The sequence below is a fragment of the Fictibacillus sp. Mic-4 genome (assembly GCF_049843615.1).
Lineage (GTDB): Bacteria > Bacillota > Bacilli > Bacillales > Fictibacillaceae > Fictibacillus_A > Fictibacillus_A gelatini.
In genome coordinates, this window is sequence record NZ_JBBHZM010000021.1 from 43,138 (window position 1) to 66,937 (window position 23,800).

The following is a 23,800-nucleotide window of genomic DNA, read 5'->3' on the forward strand; positions in this document are numbered from 1 at the left end:
CCTATCGTCAAGTATATAATGAAATCTAGTGTCAAATTGAAACTATGTAACGAGGGGAAACAATGAAATTATTGAAAATCCTGGGCTTGTACGATTTGATGAAATACAAAGCCTTAGTATACTTTTTAGTTCACCGTGAAGTTAAAGTACGCTATAAAAATTCCGTACTCGGTTTTTTCTGGACATTAATTGAGCCGCTCGGGTATATGATTGTATATTCGATTGTCTTTAAAAAGATTCTAAATGTTAGCAGAGGACTAGATCATTATGAGTTGTTCCTTCTTTCTGGATTAATTCCGTGGATGTTTTTCTCAAGGTCGATCACAAGGGGCATCCGCTCGATTCGCTCGAATGCCAAACTAATTAAGAAAATCTACTTCCCAAGGCACATTTTCCCGTTGGTCATCGTCTTGTCGGAGTTTGTTTCCTTTATTCCGGCCTTTGTTTTAGTTATCCTTTATGGCATCATTTTAGGTGTCCCTTTTGACTGGCTGCATGTGTTGATCTTGCCAGTTGTCATGATTTTATACATTGTCATTGCGTATGGATTTGCATTAATTTTATCGATTTTAAACGTCTATTTCCGGGACATTGAATTAATGTCGACAATCCTGTTGCGGGCCGGACAATATTTAGTGCCGATCATTTATCCGATTTCGCGCTTTATGAAAAATCCGGATTTAGCCCATTATTTACCTTATTATTTGATCAATCCGTTAGCCGTTATTATTAATTCATTCCATACGGTTTTCGCGATTTACAAATCCGAAGCGATATCTTACTGGTACTACCTTTACGTCTTTATTTTTGCCGTTGTATTGCTGTTTGTCGGCATGGCGATCTTCAGAAAGCTTGACCGAAAAGTAGGAGAAGTGGTGTAAATGAGTATTATTGAAGTCAATCACGTATCAAAAAAGTTTAGCAAACCATATGAAAAGACGTTAAAGGGCCAACTCATTTCGATGTTAAAAAGGGAAAAAGTCCATAACCAGTTTGATGCGCTGAAAGACGTCACCTTTGATGTCAAAGAGTCTGAAGGCTTTGCAATTATCGGTCATAACGGTGCCGGCAAGAGTACGCTTTTTAAAATTTTATCGGGCATCATTCACCCTGACAGCGGGGAAATTAAAGTGAAAGGCTCTGTAGCGCCGCTCATCGAACTGAGCGCCGGTCTGCATCCGGATTTAAGCGGCCTTGAAAACATCAATTTGAATTGTGCCATTCTTGGCATCGAAAAAGAAAAAATCGATGAAATTACGCCGAAGATCATTGAGTTTTCCGAGCTAGAGGATTTTATTAACGTTCCTGTAAAATATTATTCTTCAGGAATGAAAGCACGACTCGGTTTTTCGATTGCCGTTCATAACGATGCCGACATTTTATTAATTGACGAAGTGCTGTCTGTCGGCGATAAAGAGTTCAAAAAGAAATGCAACGAAAAAATGCTTGAGATGAAAAAAGAAGGAAAAACGATCGTCATCGTCTCACATAGCTTAAAGTCACTGAAAAAACTTTGCGACCGGGCGATGATTTTGAAAAAAGGACAAGTTGTCGATATCGGCGACTTTGACAAAATGGTCGAATTGTACGAAACAAAAGTATCGAAAAAGAAACCAGCGAAGCAGGGCTAACGCTCTCCTTCGCTTTTTTTAATTACTTGTTCAAAAAGGAGGACAAACAGGGCCAAGAAGTTCGAGGAAGCGAAGTCTTCGAGCACCGGAGCGACGAGCAATGCAACCTGTTTCACTCCGAGTTGCACCGAGGAAGCAAGCTTCGGAGCAATGCTAGTAGATACAGGTGCATATGTCCTGTTAATACGTGAGGAGCGTAGAAGCAAGCTGACGCAGAAATTCGCCGGCAATGTTTCCCGGACTTTTTGAACATCCTCTTTATTGACTTTTTTTCGAACATAAGGATATAATAAATCAGATTGTAAAGCTTATATAAAGCTACTTTTATTTTTTTGTAATTTTCTCGTTTACATTTTGTTGTGAAGTGGAATGTATAAGAGAAGTTGCAGCATTCATTTCTAAAAAATTTATCTGCTCAAACTAGTTTGCTAGATAAAGGAGCACTAACTCATGAATAAGATTGAAACACCGATACAAAAAGTGGTCATTATGCTTGTTGACCTTGGCCTTTTGACTGCTTCTTATTTCAGCGCTTTTTATTTACGAAGCGAATATTTGGATGACCGTAACTGGGAATCCTATTTCCATGTCTTACCATGGATTTTATTGACCGGCTTATTTTTCTTTTCGGTTTATGAACTTAACTTATATTCCCGCAAAACGATCTGGGATTTATACAGAAGCATTTTTATTTCAACAACATTTATCATGTTCTTTGCGATGGCTGCATCGTTCTTGTTCCGCGCCTTTGCGTTGCCTCGTTCGGTCATTTTGCTTTCGTACATTTTGTCAATCGTATTTCTCATTACATGGAAAATCGTCATGTTTAAACTTGTGGTCCGATCAAAACAAGGCACGATTCTGCTTGTTTCGAAAGACATGGCCAGCGACCTCGGGATGATCAATAATGAACTTCCAACGATCAAAGGCATGAATATCGTTACCGTTGACCCTGAGTTGCCACTTGAAAAAATTTACGCAGCCGTTCCGCAGGCCGACTCGATTATTATCGGCGCCAACTGTTCAGAAAAAACAAAGTCTAAAATTATTTATCACGCGGTTGAAAATGACAAAATTGTTTATGTCGTCCCATCCCTATATGATTTGTTAGTATCGAAATCGGCGATTACTTCGCTTGATGATACGCTTGTGATGGGCGTAAAGCCGTTCGGCCTTTCGTGGGATCAACTTGTATTGAAACGGTTGTTTGACATTGTCGTTTCCGCTGTATTGCTCATTTTCTTGTCGCCATTGTTCATTATTAGCGCCATCGCGATCAAAATTGAGGACCCAAAAGGAAGCATCTTTTACAAGCAAGAGCGAATCGGACGCTACAATAAAGCGTTTTACATTTATAAGTTCCGCTCCATGGTAGAAAATGCGGAGAAGATGACCGGACCTGTGTTAGCAACGGAAAATGACGACCGCATTACGAAAGTCGGGAAATTTTTGCGTTTGACGCGAATTGACGAACTGCCGCAATTAATCAATGTCCTATCTGGCAGCATGTCGATCGTCGGGCCGCGCCCGGAACGCGACTTTTTCATTAAGCAATTTACGAAAAACAATAAGTCGTATCAATACCGAAACACTGTAAAGCCAGGGATTACCGGCTACGCGCAAATCAACGGCAAATATACGACCGATGTAGAAAACAAACTCCGGTTTGACCTTTACTATATTCGAAATTATTCCTTCTGGATGGATATCGTCATCTTAATGAAAACGATCAATGTTGTGTTAGATAAATCAAAAGCAGAAGGAAGCGCAGAGAAGCCTGCGGCAAAGAAAGACAGCATGACCATCCATTCATAATTCAATGCTATGAAACTGCAAAGCTGCCAGTATACAAAACTGGCAGCTTTTACTACTTTGTTTCGGTTGATTTTTACGTTTTTTGACAGTATAATAGCTTGTGATTCTTCAATATGTTAAACAAATTGGTATTCAAATAGAAAGACTATTGAATCACCTCTTTAAAAAGGAGGAAGATCATAAATGGAACAATCAAGAGCGAATCGACATAAGAAAAAACGTTCAAATTGGCGTAAAATCATCTCATCCATCCTTGTCATTTTGCTTCTTTCAGCAGGCGGTTACGGATTTTATATCTATCATTCCATCAAAGGCGCAGCCAATGAAATGCACTCGACAAAGTATTGGAGCGGTTCAAAACTGCGGACAGGCCCGCTTGATCTTGAAAGCGGCCAGCCCATTTCCATCTTGATTATGGGAGTTGACGAACGGGCCAATGATGTTGGGCGCTCAGATACGCTCGTCATGGTCACGGTCAATCCGAAAGATGAATCGATCAAAATGACAAGCATTCCGCGTGATACACGGACTGAAATCGTCGGGCACGGAACCATTGATAAAATCAACCATTCCTATGCGTTTGGCGGACCGAAAATGACGATTCAAACTGTTGAACACTTCTTAAATGTTCCTGTCGACTTTTATGTAAAAGTCAACATGAAGGCCTTTAAGAAAATTATTGATGCACTTGGCGGCATTACCGTTCAAAATAAGTTTACCTTTACAACGCACAAATATACGTTTAAACAAGGTGAATTGACATTAAACGGCGATCAGGCACTTGACTGGGCCCGTATGAGAAAGAAAGACCCTCGTGGTGATCTCGGCCGTAACGAGCGCCAGCGCCAGGTCATTCAGAAGGTCATCAATGAAGGAGCCAAACCTTCGACGTTGACAAAACTTGATGACATTATTAACGTTCTCGGCAAAAATATCGAAACGAACATGACGTTTGACGAAATGAAGACGATTCAGGCTAACTATATGGGAGCGAGAAAACATATTCAATCCGTAGAGATTGGCGGCTCTCCGCAAACGATTAACGGCATTTCTTATTATGTCGTTCCCGAGCAAGAGCGTCTCGCTGTCTCCAACGAATTGAAGAAGCATTTAGGACTTAATCAATAAGACGGGATTTTTCCCGTCTTATTTTTTTAACAAAGGAAATGTCGAACCGATGTATAAATAGTATAAGGGAATTTTATTAAGGGGGATTGGTTAGATGAAAAAATTACGGCTTATTGTCATTGTATTTGTTGTAATGTTTGCTTTTCTTGTTGAGGCGGGAATAGGCCAGGCAAAAGTGACAAAAATAAAAAAGACATTATACATATCGGTTTCCGGCGGGAACATAAGAACAGGCCCTGGGACAAACTATAAAAGAATTGAAACATTGAAATTCGGCACGAAATTAAACGCCTATGAACAGACGACGGGAACTGACCATAAAACATGGTATCATGTGACTTACGGCAAAAATAAATCCGGATGGGCTTCTTCGATTATCGTTACGACGAAAAACCCTGTAAAGCGCGTTTTAATTAGCGCTCCTCTCATTTCCCAAATGCCTGAGCTGCCCAGAGGCTGTGAAGTGACGAGTCTTGCGATGATGCTGCAACATGCCGGAAAGAAAGTTAGTAAAATGACGCTTGCGAAAAAAGTAAAAAAAGATCCTACATCGTATCGTGTAAAAAACGGGAAGACGTATTTCGGCAATCCGAACACAGGCTTTGTCGGCAATATGTATACGTTTAGTAAACCCGGATACGGCGTTTATCACGGACCTGTCTTCCAATTGGCAAGGACGTATTTAGGCAACAGGGCGGTAGACTTAAGCGGGAAAGATTTTTCAACTGTCATTCAATATCTCAATCAAAAGACGCCGGTCTGGGTTATTGCGAACACGCATTTTGCCCGTCTTTCCCCTTCCTACTTCAAAACGTGGTACACACCGACCGGCAAAATTAAAATTACGATGAAAGAACATTCCGTCCTCGTTACCGGCTATGACAACAACTATATTTATTTCAACGATCCGTTGGCCAATGTAAAAAACCGTAAAGCGGCAAAAAGCGATTTCATTGCCGCCTGGGAGCAAATGGGGAAACAAGCGATCAGCTATAAAAAGTGAGAAGAATGAATAGAAAAAGGCTTCATTCACTTGAATGAAGCCCTCTTTTTCATCTTTAATTTTTCATTAGAGTTGGAGTAAACATCGTTGATTTCAAACCTACACGTGAGCGGAATTTGTCTCCCTTCAGTTCAACCATTGATTGGTCTCCGGTTACCCGCAATTTAACGGCGTGTCCCCCGCTAGTCTGAATGACTTTAATATCAATCACTTCATTTCCGACTTCAGGGAATTTTTTCGCAAGATCAGCAAAGGACATTTCTTTCGTCCAGCCTTTTACCGTGTCATCCGATTTGTCATATGGATCTTCAACGCCGCGCAAATACGGGACGGCAGAAGACCAGACAAGTTCCGAATCTAACGTATGCCCGCCGGCAGAAGATGAGAAGTACGCCGTGATCAGCGTATTTCCGTAATAAATGACTTCCCCTTTCGTCGCTTGCACGAATTGATTCACATTGGCAGCTTCAACATTGACGCCTGCATAAACCTGGGATCGTTCATCGTTGTACATATCAAATTTACTTGCAGGTGATTTGATATTCGCCACCGCATAGTTTCTTGCAGCCAGAATTTGCGCTTTAATGGACTCAGTCGGCCATTTCGGCGATATTTCCCACGGAACGACACCTTGAATGTAATCTTCTACATTCAAACGGTTCACAACATCCATTTTTCCGCTTGAAGACATCGAGATTTCTAACGTTCCCCGATATTTATGACGATCGTAATATAATAATTGCCCTTTTTCAGAAACAACTTTAAAGGATCGGTCAATCGTTTTCGTATTGTTCCCGTTCGTTAAGGTGAATTTCCCTTTCTGAACCGTAATCGTTGTCGCAGTCGCTTTAGCCGGTATAAATAACACATTGCCGTTCATATCCTGAATGGTATAATTGCCTAATCCCTGGACATCGGCTTTGCTTAAGCCGAGAGATAGCGCTATCCGTACATCTTTTTTCGACGTATCGATCGTTTTAAACGTTATCCCTGTGTAATAATGGGACAGAATTTGATGGTAATTAAACCCTGCCTCCGCCATACCTTTTGCTCCCCATTGGGTCATCCCGACACCATGCCCCCAGCCTTTTCCGGTAAATAAATACCCTTTATATGCGGGGCTATTTTGAGCCTTGTCTTGTAGCCTCGTTAATGTTTTCGGTCCGGCCACGCCGGTTTCTTTATAGTTTATTGATTTTTGGAATGCTTTTACCGCTTTATCCGTGCTCTCGCCAAACGTATTATCGATGTCAACGCGGTATCCGGCCTTATTCAAATTCACTTGCAGCTTTCTGACATCCAGGCCATTCATTCCTAAGCGTAAAGTCCGGCTGAATCCTTCAGGGTATGTGACCGGTACCTCAGGCTTCGGTTCATCTGGTTTTGTCGGCGGATCCGTCTCGTCCTTTACTTTTTCTACATACTTGCCAGAAACGTAACCGTAAGAATCCTTATGCTTGATCTTCAGCCAGCCATTCTTCTCTTCCCCGGTCACCTCAACAATTGATCCTTTCTTTAAGGAAGTAAGAATTTTCCCATTGGTGTTTGGCTGCGTTCTTACATTTAAGCCATCAGTCGTTGTTTTTCCTTTATAAAGAACTTTTGAAGCTTCCGGTTCAGGCTTATTTGGCAGTTTTTCTTCTATTTTTTTTACATACTTCCCTGATACATAAGCGTATGTACTTTTATACTTTATTTTCAGCCAGCCGTTACTTTGTGCACTGACGACTTCAACCGTCGTTCCTTTTTTAAGCGTTCCAAGCAACTTCCCTTTTGTGCTCGCGGATGACCTTACGTTTAAATTTTCCGTTGTTGTCCCTTTATAAAGAACTTTTAATGCCGCAGGCTTTGCCACAGCCGCTGTCGATTTTTTCACATATTTCCCGGACACATAGGCAACACCCGACTTATAGTTGATTTTTAACCAACCGCCGCTGGCTGTACCGACAACATCGACTGTCGATCCTTTCTTTAATAGGGCAAGAACTTTCCCTTTCGTACTAGGTGAAGTTCTCACATTCAAATTGGCTGTTGTCTTTCCTTTGTACAACACTTTCAAGCTGCTTGCCGCAAATGTGTTCGATGTTGAAAACAGCATAAAAATGACAAGCAGCGCAGCACTCACTCTACTAAGCTTTTTCATCTCCGCCCCCCTAATTGTATAAGATTCATAACTTCTACTTTTTATATCGGCAGGTTCCGGAAAATTTCTTCTATTTCCGACAACTATTGTCTATTTTAATAGAAAATAAGTCTTATTTCCTAGTAATTTTACATAAAATTACTTGATCGGTTGTCTATCTCCTGTTGTTTATTTTTCTAGAAAATTAAATTTTTACAGGATTACACCAATTATTTTTAGGAAATCTCATCCAGAGACGGTTGATTATGATATAATCTTCCTATATGTTCCCTATTAAATTTAGGGACTTTTGGCCGATATTTTCCATAGGAATAGTCAAAGAGTAACAGATTAGCAAACTAGTTTACGATACAAGAGGAGAAAAATATTATGCTAGGAATAGTAAAAAAAGTCATTCAAGAATACTCCCCTGACATTAAACGATTAAAGAAACAAGTGGTGCGCATTAATGAACTTGAACCTCAAATTTCCGTTTTATCTGATGATGAGCTCAAGGGAAAAACAATCGAATTTAAAGAGAAACTAGAACGGGGCAAGTCGCTTGATGACATAAAAATAGAAGCATTCGCCGTCGTTCGGGAGGCGGCGAAACGCGTTCTCGGCCAGCGCCACTATGATGTGCAGCTGCTCGGGGGGCTCGTCCTTCATGAAGGCTCAATCGCCGAAATGCAAACAGGTGAAGGAAAAACATTGGTCGCTTCCCTTTCAAGCTACTTACATGCCCTTAAAGGTAAAGGCGTTCATGTCATTACCGTCAATGAATATCTAGCCCGTCGCGATTATGAAACGATCGGAAGAATTCACCGGTTTTTAGGATTGTCGGTTGGCTTAAATTTAGCAGAATTGTCAAAAGAATCGAAGCAAGAGGCTTACAAGGCTGATATTACATACGGAACGGGGAATGAATTCGGGTTTGATTACTTGCGTGACCATATGGTGCTGGATCCTTCTGAAAAAGTTCAACGGCCGCTTTATTATGCGATTATTGATGAAATTGACAGCATCCTGATTGATGAAGCCAGGACGCCGCTTATTATCGCCAATAAGTCGCACCTTTGTGCAGACCTTTTTTACATTACAAACCAGGTCGTTTCAGGATTGAAAAAAGATGTGCATTATGAAGTGGTTGTTGACTCGAAGCAACTTTTTTTAACGGAAAAAGGAACCGAAGTCGTCGAGAAAATGTTTGGTATTTCAAACCTATTTGATGCTCAGCACCAGCTTTTGTACCATTTTATTTTGCAATCATTACGCGCCCATACGGTAATGAAACGGGATGTTGACTACATTATTAAAGATGGCGAAGTGCTCTTGGTCGATTCATTCACTGGCAGGGTCATGGAAGGTCGCAGTTATTCTGAAGGGCTTCAGCAAGCGATTGAAGCAAAAGAAGGGCTCGAAATTAAGGATGAAAACGAAACTCAGGCGACCATCACCATTCAAAATTATTTCCGGCTTTATTCTTTGCTTGCCGGGATGACCGGTACAGCGTCCACCGAAAAAGCGGAATTTCAGCATACATACGGGCTGCATGTGATCGAGGTGCCGACAAACAAGCCGAAGCAGCGGATCGATCTTCCCGATGTCGTTTTTGCAACGCTTGAAGACAAATATAAACGGATCGTGGCTGACATTCGAAAATACCATGAAACCGGACGCCCGATCCTTGTCGGAACGACGTCGATCGAACAGTCGGAATATTTATCCGGGCTTTTAACAAAGGAAAAGCTCCCGCATCTTTTATTGAATGCCAAAAGCGAAGAACAGGAAGCTCGAATCATCTCTTTAGCCGGGCAAAAAGGAAGCATTATGATCGCAACAAACATGGCCGGCCGCGGTACTGATATTTTGCTCGGTGAAGGTGTCGCAGAGCTCGGCGGCTTGCACATCATCGGAACGGAACGCCACGAAAGCCGGAGAATCGACAATCAGCTTCGCGGACGTGCCGGACGCCAGGGGGACCCGGGCTCTTCCCAATTTATTTTGTCGCTAGAAGATGAACTGTTTATGAAATTTGATAAAGACGAAATGGAGCGCTGGAAAAAGAAGGTGGTGACGAACGAGGAAGGAGAAGTCATTCAGCCTGATCCGCTCAAGTTTGTGAATAAAATCCAGCTGGCGATTGAAGGCATCTTTTTCTCGGCCCGCGAACATTTGTTAAAAATCGATGATGTATCTGACCAGCAGCGGAAAGTTGTCTACGCCCTCCGCAACCGTCTGCTTGAGGAAACGGCTGTTTTATCGATCGCAAGCAGTAGTGTCAAAGAGCATGCTGAGCATTTAATTGAAACGTTCTGTTTAAAAGATACGGCATGTGAAGATTGGGACATGGGCGGTTTCACTGCAAAATTGGCCGACATTTTTCCTGATCAACCGATTCAACTTGCCGATTTTAAAGGATTGGAGTATGAAGATGTCGAAGTTAAAGTAGATGAACTTTTGGCGAAACGGAAAGAATGCCTCGATTCGTTCACCGAGGAAGAAAAACAGGCGATCGAGAAAGAAATGAAAATTTTAATGTTGCGCGCCTTAGATGAACTATGGCTGCAGCATTTAGACCGGATTAACTTTGTGAAAGAAGGGATTCATTTAAACAGCTACGCTCAAGAAGACCCGTACCGGATGTATGAACGGGATGCGTTTGAATTATTTAAAGAAATGCAAAGAGAATGGCACGAACAGCTTGCCATTCAGCTTGCACATCGGATAAAAGTAGTGCGGGCAGGAACGGAGGGATAAGATGCTTTCATTATTTAAAAAAAATAAAAATGTGGAAGAAAAGGATGCTTCTGTTGAGGCTGAAAACTTTGTCGAACGCGAGGCAACCAGACAGGAAACACCCGGAGATGAACAAGAGGTGGAAACATATCTTGATTTTCATCCGGATTGGGACGTTTCCAACCAGGAACGATACGTTTACGGCTTTCACCATGCCCAATTGCCAAAATTAAAGCCCAATCAAGTGTCCATCTCGGGTATTGACATTGTCCAGGACAATGAATTTTTTATCGTCAATGCGTTTATTCGGAATACGGTCGAGAAGCCGATCCGGTTTGAAGAAGTAGTCCTATTGTTGCTTGATAGAGAAGGAAAAATTGCCGCCCGAAAAACATTTGACCTTGAAATTTTAGGAGAGATTCCCCCTAATGCTTGCAGGCCATGGACTTTCCTTTTTTCAGAAGAAGATGTAGTGGCGGAATCGTTTCCTATTGACAATTGGACGTTAGCTTTTGAGCTAAGACAAAAGGAACCGTCCGGGCATTCGCTCATGTTGGATGAAGCATGGGAAAACAACTTAAATGATGTGCAAAAAACGAGATTGCGAGAATTGGTAAACAATCTCCCGCCACTTGCCTCCGGTGAAATTAATTTTATGGGAATTGAAGCAAGAATGAGCGATGCGGATGAATTGCATGTCACTCTCTTGATCCGAAACGGCAGCGAAAAAGATATTCACATTGAGCAAATCCCGCTTTTCGTCGAAGATGCAAGCGGACAAGTTGTCGCAAAAGGCGGCTTCCAAATGAATCACTTTGAGGTAAAAGCCAACACAAGTAAACCGTGGACGTTCATCTTCCCGGAATCGTTATTGGAGACGAAGGAAATCGATCTTTCCAGATGGAGAGTCTTTTTGCCGGAACATCAGCAAGCTTAAAAAACGCCCTTCAAAGGGTGTTTTTTATTATGCTATTCAATCGATTCATCAAAAAATAAATCATACTCCCTCCATCTTTTCGTTCCCGAATGTGGCAAGTTCATTGAAGTTAATAGTTTGTAGGCAATAGAGCTAGAAGGAAGCTGTAAAAAATTCCTGAATTGCTCATTCGTGATGGAGGATTGAAAGAGAAGAAAATAGTCGTTTAAAGCATTTTTATGGGCATCTCTTGAGGAAAAAGAGCAGGTTGTGCAAACCCATTTTCCCCACTTTCTTTCCATCGAGAGTTTTTTGCATTCAGGACAATGAACGCCCATTAGAAGATCGGATCTATTAATTTGAAATCGCTGAAGTACATCGAAATTTTTGGGGACATGCCAGTTTAAAAGAAGGTTACATAATTTGCGGATGTCCTTTTTGGAGAATTTTTCTTCTTTGTGGGTCTCTTTATACTCGTAGATTTTCTCAAGCAGTTTTGTGCTCCGAATGACACTTTGCAGCGGTAACTTCTGATGGAGTGATGTTTTAATAATCGTGTTTGAATTCGCCATAACAACAAGGGGTTCGATCGGTATTGCGGGGAAATGTTTGTTTTTCAGCCATTCCGTAAATTTGAACGTTTGAAAGTTGACCTGCTGAATCGGATCTGAAAACACTTCTTCCATCCCATTGTTTGTACGAATAAGTTGTTGGAAGGCCGGATCGAAAATCAGGGTGCCTGAAATATTTTTCACTTCGATGATGAGAATAAAAGATGTGGACAGAATTAATGTATCGATTTGAAAGAAGTATGCCCCATCTGAAAGTCGGAGATCATGGAAAATGAAGTATTCTTGATCGGGAAGGGATCTTAAATAATAGTCCAGCGACTGCTCTCCTTTAAAGCCCGCCAAACTTTTTGCTAACTCTTCTTCCACTTCACTGTATTTTGGATGCGAATGATGTAACCGCCTCAACAAAGCTTTCAACTTTCTAATTTTTAGCGGTATTTTTCGATCTTTTACAATCAATAATGACACTCCCCTTCTTGATTTTTAGATTAATTTCTGCACACGAACCACAATTCCTGCTATCAGATGTAATTTCTCCTTCAATGTGGGCAACTCTATCCGCCAATTCGGGTGCTCTATCCGCCAATTCGGGTGCTCTATCCGCCAATTCGGGTGCTCTATCCGCCAATTCGGGTGCTCTATCCGCCAATTCGGGTGCTCTATCCGCCAATTCGGGTGCTCTATCCGCCAATTCAAAAGCGCCCTCTTAAGGGGCGCTTTTGACAAATGCTAATCGGCTTGGCTTGCTTTCGTTGTGGAGCCGGTCGACAGCGGTGATCGCATACATATAACGCTTGCCGGGTTCCTCCGTTGTATCGACATAGGACTGCTTGCTGTCACCATTTTTTCGGACGGTTGCGATAATATGTTTCGGGTTCGTAAAATTGAAATCCTCTCCTTCGAACCGGTAAATGACATAATAGGCGGCATCACTTTTCTTTTGATCTTTCCACAAAAGCTTGACCCCTTCATCACTTCTTTTTGCTTTCATTAAGGTCGGCCGCTTCGGCGGAGCGTCGTCCAGCCACGGCATTGTCGGAACTAATGCAGGGTATGGATACACATCGTTCGTCAGGCGGTCTTTAATGCTGAGCGGATTGCGGTCCAAATCTTTAAAGCTGAAGTGCATGCTTCCCTGGATTTGCGGAAACAGCCTGTTGTACTTCAGCTGGTTCGGAAGTTCATCGGGATTGTTCCAAGCGGGATCCGAATTGTTCGCAATCTTGTAATCGGCCTGTCCAATATACAAATGAATGTTCCTGCCGTCCACTTCTTTCGTCCACCAATCAATCAACTTCTCATAAGCGGCCGGTTTAAATCCGAATGCCCAATAAATTTGTGGCGTGATATAATCAATCCAGCCTTGCTGAATCCACGTTCTCGTATCGGCAAATAAATCATCGTAGTTCGTTTGGCCAGCCGTCGTGTCCGATCCAGTCGGGTCCACCGCTTGATTCCGCCAGACGCCGAATGGGCTGATGCCGAATTTCACATAGTTTTTTTCCTGCTTGATTTTGGCTGAAAGTTTTTTAATGAGGTGATTCACATTGTCCCTTCGCCAGTCATCTTTGTTCGCAAACTTGCCCATTCCGTATTTCTCGTATGTTTCTTGATCGGGGAAATCCTGTCCTGCAACGCGGTACGGGTAAAAATAATCATCCATATGCACCGCATCAATGTCATACCGTTTTACCACTTCCATGACGCCATCGATGATAAAATCTTCCGCTTCTGGAATACCGGGATTATAATACAGCTGATCGCCGTAGCTGACGACCCAATCACGGTGTTTTCGTGCTGGATGGTCGGCCGATAAATTATCGATCGTCAGCCCTTTTTCTAACGTAATGCGGTACGGATTAAACCAGGCGTGGAATTCTAGGTTACGTTTATGGGCCTCTTCCACCATAAACGCAAGAGGGTCATAGCCCGGGTCTTTTCCTTGCACACCGGTTAAATATTTGGACCATGGGCCGTAGTTAGACGGGTAAAAGCTATCGGCCGTCGGTTTGATTTGAACGACGACCGCATTCATTCCCATCGCTTTTGCTTTATCAAGCATTCCCGTATACTCCGCTTTTTGCTGCTGAATAGGAAGGCCAGGTTTTGACGGCCAATCGATGTTCGCTACCGTCGCGATCCAAACGGCGCGCAATTCCCGTTTGACATAAGGGGAGTCCCCACCATTTTTCGCCTTCGCCATCGTTCCGGGGAACATAACGCAACCGAAAAAACTTAAAACAAACAACCATTTTCCTGCTCGCCATGCCGACTTCACATGATCTCCTCCCAATCTATTGATCATTCATTTCTTGCAAAGCCAAATAAAATGCTCCTTTTGCCGACGAAACGTCCTCTGTGACGAAGCGTGCACGCTGAATTTTTTGCTTCACCGATGAAGTAAACGAATCTTGAACGTACGGAATCGATTGAAGGATCCCCCCTTTCAACGCAATCTGAACATTTTGAGGAAAACCTAGCTTTTTATAAAGAGAGCCCGTTAGTTTAGCTAACTCTTCCCCTGCCTGATTCAAAATGGATAGTGCCTGTCCATCTCCGCCATTGGCTAGATTCACAATACACGGGACTAGTGCAGCCATCTCATCCTTTGTCGACGAGTAAACGAATCTTTTAATCTCTTTTACTTGTTTTAGCTGCAATTCTTTCAATAATGCTCTGCTGAGAGGGCCTGGCGGCAAACCGGCATCCGATTCGATGGCCATTTGTTTCAACGCTTGAAGCGAGATCCAATAGCCGCTCCCTTCATCGCCGAGCAAATGCCCCCATCCTCCCGCATAGTCATAGCGGGATCGATATTTTCCGATGCAAATGGAACCTGTTCCTGCAATCGTTAATATTCCGTCATTTCCTTTTAATAAGGCGGCATGCGCAATGACCGCATCATTGACAATTTTCACTTTCGCCCGGAACTCGCCGGTAAGTTTTATTGTTAACGGTTCCGGATCCGCGCTTTCGATTCCAGCAAGGCCTAAGTAAATACAGAGGCATTTTCCCGGCTCAAGTCCTTGCTGCGATTGGCGAATCGCTTCTATAATATGAGCGGTTGCCTCCCGATAGTCGATTAATACGTTGCCGAAACCACTTATTCCTCTCCCTGCCTCTTCTCCATTTAAGCGAAAAGCGACGGCTTCTGTTTTCGTTCCGCCGCCATCCACGCCGATCATATAGTCCAACCGTCCCTCACCCGCTTTCACTTCTTTAACGTAAATCGAAAAGCATCCCACGACCCTAGAACATCGAGCAAAAAAAGTTCTTCGTCTTTGATGCGGCCGACGACGTTCGTTTTCCCCGAGTTTTTCATCTCTTTTAAGGCGATTTGCAGTTCCCCTTTGTACTGGCCGTACAATTCGTTCTCGATTAAAAGGTCGCCACGGCGAATGTCTGGCGTATATGTCGGCGGGAAGGATTCGCTTTTATATTTCACACGGCTTTGTGTTGAACGAACAAGATAGTCCGAGACGTCCCCACGATAAACATGAGGTTCTTCCAACACGATTTTTTTCTCTAACTCGGTGATCGACTCATGCAAATGGACGGAAAATGTGAGCACATCACGGTCAACTTCCGCAAGCAGCCGCAATTCTTCCTCCGAAGCATAGGCGTTGGCAATGATCACATCATCGATGACGCCTGTTTGAAAAAGGTGTTTCGCCTGAACATGAATCGGCAGCCCGCGGTGCATTTCAAGGGTGCACAATCCTTCTGTTACCGGCCACGGCCCGAAAGTGGCATCGTTTGAATGGATGAATGCTGCCGTTTTCAGACCCGCACTTTTAAACTGCCTGCTACATTTGAGAAAATGTTCATAAGAAAGCCCGGTATAGCGGTGCGGGTAAAAATTATGCGAGCCAATTAACCGCTCTTTATTCGGCTGATGACTTAAAATGTTGTCAATGTATTTCGTTCCGTTCGACATATTCAGTTCGATTTTCAAACCATACGGATTATAGGTCATCATCGCTTCCTCTCTTCCGGAAAACCCGAGGTCAAGCCGAATGCCGGACGCCCCCAGTTCATGAAAAAACGAGAGGTCGCTATAGGAAATTCCGAGACGGTCAAACACCCGGGGGGAAATATCGACAATCGTTTCCATTCCTAAATCGCTGGCAAACGAGATCGTTTCCTTGAAGTCTTTGATGATCTTCCCGGCATCGCCTTCAACCGACAAAAGACAGGTGAAAATGCGCTTGAATCCGTACTGGTGGGCGAGCCCGATATATTCCTTATCTTTTTCAACCGTCGAATGTTCCGGGTAAATGGAAATGCCAAGCTGTTTCATTCTTCATCGCTCCTTTATGACGCTTTACGCTTCTTTATCTTCTTTTAGTTTTTTGATGATCCGGATCATGTGCTCGATTAATTTCTGTTCGGAAATCGCCGTCATTAAATGGTCCTGGGCATGAATAAGCAAGAGCGATTTTTCAATTTTAGAGCCATTCAATTCTTCCTGGATCAATTTCGTCTGTGTTTTATGGGCGATGAGCATTTCTTGCTGAACTTCTTTCATCAACTCTTCCGCTTTTTCGAAATCGTAATTTTCAGCGGCTGTTAATGCTTTATAGGCCAATGAACGGGCATTGCCGCCATGGGCGATCATTTGAAAAATCTCATTTTCAAAGGTTGGGTTCATCTCCTCCAATTTCCTCCTCTACTAGTCGATTGTTCTGTACTTTTGCCCTGGAGGGAACGTAATGTTTCCTAAAATGACCGGCTCTCTTGCGCCTGTAGCATTTGGGACATTGCCCGGGTTTTGGGACAGCGTCTCATTGGCCAAAAGGGCGAAGGCAACCGCTTCTTTTGCTTCCGAAGAAAATCCGAAGTCTTCTTGAATGCCAACAGAGCATTCATCTTTCAGCAGTTCTTTAATCATTGAAACGAGCGTCAGGTTATAGCTTCCTCCCCCTCCGATGATCACTTCATCGGCTTTGACTTTCGGGAAAATGAATGCCCGGTAATTTTCAGCAATTGACGTTGCCGTAAAAAACGTCACCGTTGCGAGCACATCATGCTTTGATACATGGCTAAATTTACGCAGCAGATCCGCCGTAAATTCCTTGCCAAACATTTCCCGTCCTGTCGTCTTCGGCGGTTTTTTAGCAATAAATGGATGGCTCATGCACTCGTTGAGCAATTGTTTATGGATAGACCCTAGTGCGGCAAGCCTTCCTTCTTTGTCAAAAGGTACGTTAAACAATCGCCTGCACACTTCATCAATGATCATATTTCCCGGCCCCGTATCGAACGCATAAACGTCATCAAGAGACGCATTCATAGGCAAAACCGTACAATTTCCAATACCGCCGATATTTTGCAAAACACGATTTTTCTCCTGGCTACGGTATAAAACGTACTCTGTATACGGGACTAATGGGGCTCCCTGGCCGCCGGCCGCCATATCCATCGTCCGAAAATTGGAAACGACGAGCGTGTTCGTTTCATAGCTGATCACCGCTGGCTCGCCGATTTGCAACGTAGACCGAACGAAAGCTCCTTCATCATGCGGCTGATGGTAGATCGTTTGCCCGTGTGACCCGATAAAATCAAGTCTTTCAATGGGCAATTTATTTTTCTTGCAAATTTTTTTCACGGCGTCGGCAAATAGGTGCCCGAGCTTAAAATTCAAGCTGCAAATGAGCTGAGCATTCGACCGGTCTGCCGATAGGCTGCTTTCGATTTCTTTTTTGATTTCTTTGGAAAAAGGAATTGTCAAAAAGTCTATTAAGTTTACGTTTGTAGCGATGCTACTATTCTCGATTTCAACTAACGCCGCATCGATGCCGTCAAGAGACGTCCCGGACATTAATCCAACCGCGAACATTACGCAAGCGCCGCCTCGTTAAAAAATTGCGGCAAATGCTCTTTATGGGCTTCAAGCAGTTCATCAAGGACTGCTTTGGCGACCTGGTCACCCGGGACGAGCGGGTTAATCGTCATCGCAAGCAAGGCTTTCTCGTATGCTCCTGTAACCGCTGCTTCGGCCGCTACCCTCTCAAACGATTTCATTTGTTGGATGAGCCCGTTCACTTCAACCGGAAGTTCTCCGACTGCGATCGGCTTTGGTCCATCCTTTGTGACGACACAATTGACTTCAACTGCGGATTCATTTGGGAAACCGGCAATAGCCCCGTTATTTCGCACATTCAAGGTTTGAATGTCGTGCTTATCATTGTAAATGGAAGAAATTAAACGGCAAGCAGCATCGCTATAATAGGCGCCCCCGCGCTTTTCAAGTTGCGGTGGTTTAACCTTTAAATTCGGATCACGGTATAGCTCGAACAGCTCTTCCTCGAGGCGTTTTACCACTTCCGCCCGCGTCGTGCCGGATTGAAAGGATTCAAGTTCTTCCTCAAGAATTTCTTTCGTCTTGTAATAATAACGATGATAAGGGCAGAGAAGCATGCCGATCGATTTCAAGAAATCCGGCTGCCACGGAATCGGAGCGATGTTCTTCATCGTCAATTGCTTCCCGGGATCCGTCAACATATCGATGACCCGGTTCGTCACGACTTCTCCGTCCAAATAGACGTTTAATCCGTAAACGAGGTGATTCAAACCGGCAAAATCAATGTGAACCCTGCTTTCCTCGACCCCGAGCAATTTCGCGATTGATATTTTTGTATGAATTGGCAAGTTGCAGACGCCGACGACTTTTTTATGCTGGCTGTAGCGAAGCAAGGCCTCTGTTACCATGCCCGCCGGGTTTGTGAAATTAATAAGCCACGCATTCGGACACAGTTCTTGCATATCTTCTGCGATGTCAAGTAGGACCGGGATCGTCCTCAGCCCTTTAAACAGGCCGCCTGCACCAACCGTTTCCTGCCCGATCACCCCGTGCGAGAGTGGAATTCTCTCGTCTTTAATTCTCGCCTCAAGCAATCCGACACGCATCTGAGTCGTGACAAAATCCGCATCCTTCAGAGCTTCCCTGCGATCCAATGTTAAATGGATGCTGATCGGGACCTTCGCCTTTTTTACCATTCGCTGCGCCAAACAGCCGACGATTTCCAATTTCTCTTTTCCCTCTTCAATATCGACGAGCCACAACTCACGAACGGGCAATTCCTCATACCGCTTAATGAACCCTTCGATCAGCTCGGGCGTATAACTCGATCCTCCGCCGATCGTAACAATCTTCACTCCTTTATTGCCCATGTTAAACACCCCTGATCTTAAATTTTCGTTAAATAGATTAGTAGGTAAGATAATGCCGAACATCCGGCCAACGAGAATAGAAAGCATTTCAAAAGGGGCTTCCTTTCTTTAAAAATGGCATCGATATACGTAAGAACGATCGTCAACGCCATACTTGCCGAAATGCTCGTGCTGATAAAAAGGCTGATGTCTTTCCGAATCCCGAGCGCTGTAAGAACCGGGACAAAGACAATATTTGATCCGCAAACGATCAATAAAAACGTAAAAATGCCCTTAAGGCTAAATCTCCGCAATCTTCCTTCGCTATCCATATGCAATCACCTCAAAAGGAAAAGTGAGAAGCGCGCGAAAAACGACTCTCACTTTTATTTGGAATTCTTGTCCCCCTGTTCGCTTACATCGATAAAGTAGTGCCGCTATCAGCCTGCTCGCTTTGTTCCATCTTCGCCATCTTATGGTCATATATTTTGAAAAATGGGAAGTAGATGACAAAGGAAATGGCGATATTGATGACGACAAGGACGACCGCTCTCCAGTCGCCGCCAGTCGCCAAATAAGCGCCAATCGGAGCCGGCAAAGTCCATGGCGGCATAATATACGTCGCAGATACTAATCCGGTTGTCGTTGCGACATACGAAAGAATCGTCGTGACAATCGGCGTAATGACGAACGGAATGATCAATAGTGGATTCAATACGATTGGCGCCCCAAATACGATGGGCTCATTAATATTGAATATCCCTGGAATGACCCCCGTCCTTCCCACCGCTTTTAAATATTTGGAACGGGAAAAGAAAATCATCGCAAGAACGAGACCTAAAGTCGCCCCGGAACCGCCGATCCAGATGAACCATTGGAAAAACGTTTCTGGAGCCGTATACGGCAAGTTTTGCGAACCAGTCGCCGCCACTTCCGCGTTTTTCGCAAGGTACACTTCCCATAACGGCCGCGCTACCGGACCGACAACGGAATCTCCGTGAATCCCAAACGACCAGAAGAAAACGATGAGAATAACCGGTACGAGAACGCCAAAAATGCTGTCCCCTGCTTTAACAAAAGGACTGACAACTTGTTCAACGACATGATGCAAATCGACGCCGAATACGACGGTTACAAGTGACATTAATAAAATGACGATGGCGACAGGAATGAGTGCTTCAAACGAACGCGACACCGATGACGGCACTTGTTCGGGCATTTTTATTGTAATTCGCTTCGTCTTGCAAAATCGCAATATTTCAACGGAAACGATCGAAACGAGCATCGCAACAAACAATCCGTGCCCTCCCAGATTCGTCATTGGCAGCATAAATTGTCCTTTGACGAGTTGCGGGGTAATGGTGAGTAAAAGCGCGGCAACCGATAATTGGCCGCCTGAAAGCGGGTCTAATTTATAGCTTTTTGCCAGGTTATAGCCTAAACCGAAAGAAATGTATAAGGTCATAATAAACATCGTCAGGCGGTAAGGAATTAAAATTTCAAAAATATGCTTTTTCGCCCATAGAGCGATTGCCCAGTCTTTCGGAACCGGTGGGAAGGCCAATATCAAAAAGAAGCTTCCGACAATAATGAACGGCAGCGCGGAAATGACGCCATCGCGAATCGCTCTTAAATGGCGCTGCTCCGAAATTTTTGCCATTGGCCCGGACAATTTCTTTTCTAAAAAATCGACAAAACTCATGTAAACCCCCCCGTTACATTTAACGTTTACTTACATGTTTAAAAGTTCTTTCAACTTTTGTAGCAATAGCGGCCCGCCTAAAGGTGTATATGCTTGCGGTGGAATCGGACCACACGGGATGGAAGCTTCATCCGCAATTTTCTTTACCGAATCCAACCGGTGCCTTACTTGAGGGGCAACCATAATAGCATCCCAGCCATTGTCAACTTCGTTTTCCAATTCACCCGTACCGATCGCAAGCACTTCCATTTCCATCCCTTGCTTTTCAGCTTCTTTTTTTAAAGCGCTTACAACAATTGCACTTGACATGCCTCCTGAGCACACAAATAAAACTTTCATCATTTATCGTTCCTCCCCATTTTATCTATCTTCAACATCCGTTTAGTCTATTGGCGAATCCCGATCACCCCCAATAAAGATTGGAAAAATTCAAACATTTACCTCTATTATACAATGATGAAATTTAATTTCAATACAATTTTATAATACTTCAAAATTTTATTTCAATCATTGTAAATCGACATTTCCAAAGGATAGCTTTCGACATACTCTGGAATGTTTGCCGGAAAACTAAAAAACGCCTTGATTGGCGTTTTTTAGTTTCGTCTATTTAGAAAAAAGTCGGTCTACAACACGCTCGGTAGCTTTTCCATCTTCTAAGCCGCAATATTTTTCATAAAATGCTTCGTACCGTTCGCCATAGCGCTGTTGAATCTGATCAATATTACGGACCGCATCGATGATGTCATCCGTCGTTCGCAGAAAAGGCCCCGGCGCTTCCTCTTCAAAATTCATATAGAATCCGCGCAGCTGATCTCGATACAACTCGAAGTCATACGTGTAAAACAACATCGGCCGCTTCAAATTGGCAAAGTCAAACATAACGGAAGAATAATCGGTCATTAAAATATCCGTAATTAAATAAAGCTCTTGAATATCCGGGTATTTCGAGACATTGTAAACAAAATCTCGAACTTCTTCCGGGATATGGATCTTGCCACTAACGACAACATGCATCCGCAAGAGAAGAATATATTCTTCCCCCAGTTTCTCTTTCAGCTGTTCAAAATCAAACGGGATATCAAATACAAATTTGTTCTTCTCCTTTTGATTGTCACGAAAAGTAGGTGCATAAAGGATAACTTTTTTATTTTCAGGCAATCCAAGGCGCTCTTTAACTATTTCAGCCATCTTCTCTTTTTCCGGTTTATAAAAAATATCGTTTCGCGGATAGCCTACCTCAAGTATATTCCCGGTATATCGAAAGGCACTTTTGAATGCATTTGTTGCATATTCGCTGGGTGAAATTAAACAGTCCCATCTTTGGCTCGCTTTATATATCCGTTCTACATAATCTTCGCTTCGTCCATGGACCTGTTTAATATCAAACGCCATTTTTTTCAATGGTGTTCCATGCCAAGTTTGAATATAAATTGTCTCTTTTCTTTTCTTCAGATGAGTAGGGAAATTTTGGTTATTAACCCAATATTTAGCTTTAGCTAAGTAATAATAATATTTTGGGCTTAACCGTGCCACACGTATCGTATGGTCATCATGAAAACGATGTTTTTTATTATAAAACCAGACTTTATTAAATTTCAAGCCACGCTTAATGATTTCCTCATAAATCATCTTTGGACTATCCGCATATTGTTTACCGACTCCACTTTCGAAAACAATTAACTTATTATCAACTGGTAAGACACGTCGCATGATATTGTATAAGAAATGCATAGTTGGAAAATAGTAGTGACTTTTTCGGAACCGTTTATAAAATGCTCTAACAAGTTCATCTTCGGATATCTTTTTAAGAATAGACTTCCTCGTTTTAAATTTGTCAACTGCCTCATAAATACGTTTACTTGCATTAAGATCCGTGTATTTTAAAAACTTAGAAGCTCTCACTTGATTTTCCGGTTTCATTAAAAAGTCATTTTTAGCATATTCTTCAATATGTTGAAGAATTTCGTTAACATCATACACAATATCCCCCGGTAGATCGTTATCTAAATCAAGATGTGACCCTCGTTTTCCTATAAATCGTTTCCTATCAAACTGGTAATAAAGAATAGGACGATGCAAGAAACTAAAGTCAAAGCCAACACTTGAATAATCAGTGAGCATCATTGCACTTTCTTTCATTAAGTATTGAACATCAACTTCCCCCTGACTTATTACTCTAACGGGCGCGTCTTTGAAAAAATGTGTGAATTTTTGCATGTTAGGGTGTAAACAAAGGATAATTTCAAATTGATATTTATTCGCGAGATCATGTAGACTCGGATGATAAACTAATTCGCGATAACGGTCAAAGTACTCACTTTCTAAAAACGCATCATCCGTAACTAGCCACTCACGCCAAGTAGGAATAATTAAAAGTTGCCTTTTTTTATCAACATCTTTTTTCAGTAAACTGTCAAAACGTGATAAACCAGTAACCGCGACTTCGTAAGAATCGTATCCAAAATCGTTAACAATCATTCGTTTTTCAAAATCAGAGCTTACGATAAACAAATCGGTAGAAAAGCTGGGAGAGCTCTTTCCATAAAAGTGAACCGTGTTTTTCGTGCCCATTACACCATGTTGCAAAAATATTTTTTTAGCTTTAACAGCTTTCTTAAATTCATTTGTACGTAATGGATAAAGATAATCGGGATGATGAGATCCAATTATACGGGTTGCCATCAACGTATGCCAAATGTGCTCCTTTGACTTAAAATAAAGGATATTCCCTAAATCTTTGATATTTCTTAATTCTGTAGAGTTCTCCTCAATAACATAAAACACATTACGTTTTGGATGATTTTGCCTCATATATTTAAAAAAATGATAACCTGTATCTTGTGCTTTATATGGACGTTCACCAACAACCCAAATTTCACGTTTTCGATAAAATAGGCGGAGCAACCAGGCCCAGCGCATCATTTTTTTCAGATAAAGAAATACATCCCTTTCAAATTCATCTACTTGAAGTGATAATTTAAACGCCTTAATTGTAAAATATGGCGTAATACCATACA

20 protein-coding genes are annotated in these 23,800 nt (G+C 42.7%); 7 read left to right on the forward strand and 13 right to left on the reverse strand.

The annotated features are described in order from the left end of the window. The first annotated feature begins 62 nt into the window (after positions 1 to 62). From WD019_RS13855 to WD019_RS13875, 5 genes are all read left to right on the forward strand, one after another. Positions 63 to 881: an ABC transporter permease gene (locus WD019_RS13855; RefSeq protein ID WP_035351828.1), complete on the forward strand. Its 819-nt coding sequence runs from the start codon at positions 63 to 65 to the stop codon at positions 879 to 881. Further along, entirely contained in the window at positions 882 to 1,631 is a 750-nt protein-coding gene (locus WD019_RS13860) for an ABC transporter ATP-binding protein (protein WP_026679213.1), read from the forward strand. Positions 1,632 to 2,081: 450 nt separating this feature from the next. Then, positions 2,082 to 3,446, forward strand: a complete 1,365-nt coding sequence (locus WD019_RS13865) for a sugar transferase (RefSeq protein ID WP_425711874.1) — start codon at positions 2,082 to 2,084, stop codon at positions 3,444 to 3,446. 183 nt (positions 3,447 to 3,629) lie between these two features. Continuing rightward, positions 3,630 to 4,574 (forward strand): LCP family protein, encoded by a 945-nt coding sequence (locus WD019_RS13870; protein WP_425711875.1) that lies wholly within the window; start codon positions 3,630 to 3,632, stop codon positions 4,572 to 4,574. 94 nt (positions 4,575 to 4,668) lie between these two features. Continuing rightward, positions 4,669 to 5,577 carry a C39 family peptidase gene (locus tag WD019_RS13875; RefSeq protein WP_425711876.1) on the forward strand — a complete coding sequence of 303 codons (909 nt, stop codon included), beginning with the start codon at positions 4,669 to 4,671 and terminating at the stop codon, positions 5,575 to 5,577. A 55-nt stretch (positions 5,578 to 5,632) separates the two neighbouring features. On the opposite strand, the gene WD019_RS13880 is transcribed toward WD019_RS13875, so the two are convergent. Beyond that, complete coding sequence (locus WD019_RS13880) at positions 5,633 to 7,720, reverse strand: SpoIID/LytB domain-containing protein (RefSeq protein ID WP_425711877.1); 2,088 nt, start codon at positions 7,718 to 7,720, stop codon at positions 5,633 to 5,635. A 369-nt stretch (positions 7,721 to 8,089) separates the two neighbouring features. On the opposite strand from WD019_RS13880, the gene secA2 reads away from it, so the two are divergent. Both secA2 and WD019_RS13890 read left to right on the forward strand, forming a co-directional pair. Beyond that, positions 8,090 to 10,459 carry an accessory Sec system translocase SecA2 gene (gene secA2, locus WD019_RS13885; protein ID WP_425711878.1) on the forward strand — a complete coding sequence of 790 codons (2,370 nt, stop codon included), beginning with the start codon at positions 8,090 to 8,092 and terminating at the stop codon, positions 10,457 to 10,459. Position 10,460: 1 nt separating this feature from the next. Beyond that, positions 10,461 to 11,375 carry an accessory Sec system S-layer assembly protein gene (locus tag WD019_RS13890; protein WP_425711879.1) on the forward strand — a complete coding sequence of 305 codons (915 nt, stop codon included), beginning with the start codon at positions 10,461 to 10,463 and terminating at the stop codon, positions 11,373 to 11,375. A gap of 32 nt (positions 11,376 to 11,407) precedes the next feature. On the opposite strand, the gene WD019_RS13895 is transcribed toward WD019_RS13890, so the two are convergent. From WD019_RS13895 to WD019_RS13950, 12 genes are all read right to left on the reverse strand, one after another. After that, the gene (locus WD019_RS13895) at positions 11,408 to 12,385 is read right to left on the reverse strand and encodes a nuclease-related domain-containing protein (RefSeq protein ID WP_425711880.1); all 978 of its coding nucleotides are present in this window, start codon (positions 12,383 to 12,385) and stop codon (positions 11,408 to 11,410) included. Further along, the gene (locus WD019_RS13900) at positions 12,348 to 12,617 is read right to left on the reverse strand and encodes a hypothetical protein (RefSeq protein ID WP_425711881.1); all 270 of its coding nucleotides are present in this window, start codon (positions 12,615 to 12,617) and stop codon (positions 12,348 to 12,350) included. The genes WD019_RS13895 and WD019_RS13900 overlap by 38 nt, the downstream gene beginning before the upstream one ends. A 15-nt stretch (positions 12,618 to 12,632) precedes the next feature. Further along, positions 12,633 to 14,144: a glycoside hydrolase family 10 protein gene (locus WD019_RS13905; RefSeq protein WP_425711889.1), complete on the reverse strand. Its 1,512-nt coding sequence runs from the start codon at positions 14,142 to 14,144 to the stop codon at positions 12,633 to 12,635. A 76-nt stretch (positions 14,145 to 14,220) separates the two neighbouring features. Beyond that, positions 14,221 to 15,111 (reverse strand): BadF/BadG/BcrA/BcrD ATPase family protein, encoded by an 891-nt coding sequence (locus WD019_RS13910; protein ID WP_425711890.1) that lies wholly within the window; start codon positions 15,109 to 15,111, stop codon positions 14,221 to 14,223. Between the two features lie 26 nt (positions 15,112 to 15,137). Next, positions 15,138 to 16,226, reverse strand: coding sequence for a DUF871 domain-containing protein (locus WD019_RS13915; protein WP_425711882.1), 1,089 nt, complete (start codon positions 16,224 to 16,226; stop codon positions 15,138 to 15,140). Between the two features lie 24 nt (positions 16,227 to 16,250). Further along, the gene (locus WD019_RS13920) at positions 16,251 to 16,577 is read right to left on the reverse strand and encodes a PTS lactose/cellobiose transporter subunit IIA (protein ID WP_425711883.1); all 327 of its coding nucleotides are present in this window, start codon (positions 16,575 to 16,577) and stop codon (positions 16,251 to 16,253) included. 21 nt (positions 16,578 to 16,598) lie between these two features. Beyond that, the gene (anmK, locus tag WD019_RS13925) at positions 16,599 to 17,765 is read right to left on the reverse strand and encodes an anhydro-N-acetylmuramic acid kinase AnmK (protein ID WP_425711884.1); all 1,167 of its coding nucleotides are present in this window, start codon (positions 17,763 to 17,765) and stop codon (positions 16,599 to 16,601) included. Continuing rightward, positions 17,765 to 19,099 (reverse strand): 6-phospho-beta-glucosidase, encoded by a 1,335-nt coding sequence (locus WD019_RS13930; protein ID WP_425711885.1) that lies wholly within the window; start codon positions 19,097 to 19,099, stop codon positions 17,765 to 17,767. The genes anmK and WD019_RS13930 overlap by 1 nt, the downstream gene beginning before the upstream one ends. Before the next feature lie 17 nt (positions 19,100 to 19,116). Next, positions 19,117 to 19,410 (reverse strand): hypothetical protein, encoded by a 294-nt coding sequence (locus tag WD019_RS13935; protein ID WP_051291604.1) that lies wholly within the window; start codon positions 19,408 to 19,410, stop codon positions 19,117 to 19,119. 83 nt (positions 19,411 to 19,493) lie between these two features. Further along, positions 19,494 to 20,780 carry a PTS sugar transporter subunit IIC gene (locus WD019_RS13940; RefSeq protein ID WP_425711886.1) on the reverse strand — a complete coding sequence of 429 codons (1,287 nt, stop codon included), beginning with the start codon at positions 20,778 to 20,780 and terminating at the stop codon, positions 19,494 to 19,496. Positions 20,781 to 20,810: 30 nt separating this feature from the next. Beyond that, positions 20,811 to 21,119, reverse strand: a complete 309-nt coding sequence (locus WD019_RS13945) for a PTS sugar transporter subunit IIB (RefSeq protein ID WP_425711891.1) — start codon at positions 21,117 to 21,119, stop codon at positions 20,811 to 20,813. Positions 21,120 to 21,386: 267 nt separating this feature from the next. Next, positions 21,387 to 23,800: CDP-glycerol glycerophosphotransferase family protein (locus tag WD019_RS13950; RefSeq protein WP_425711887.1), on the reverse strand; the 2,414-nt coding region annotated here is incomplete at its 5' end.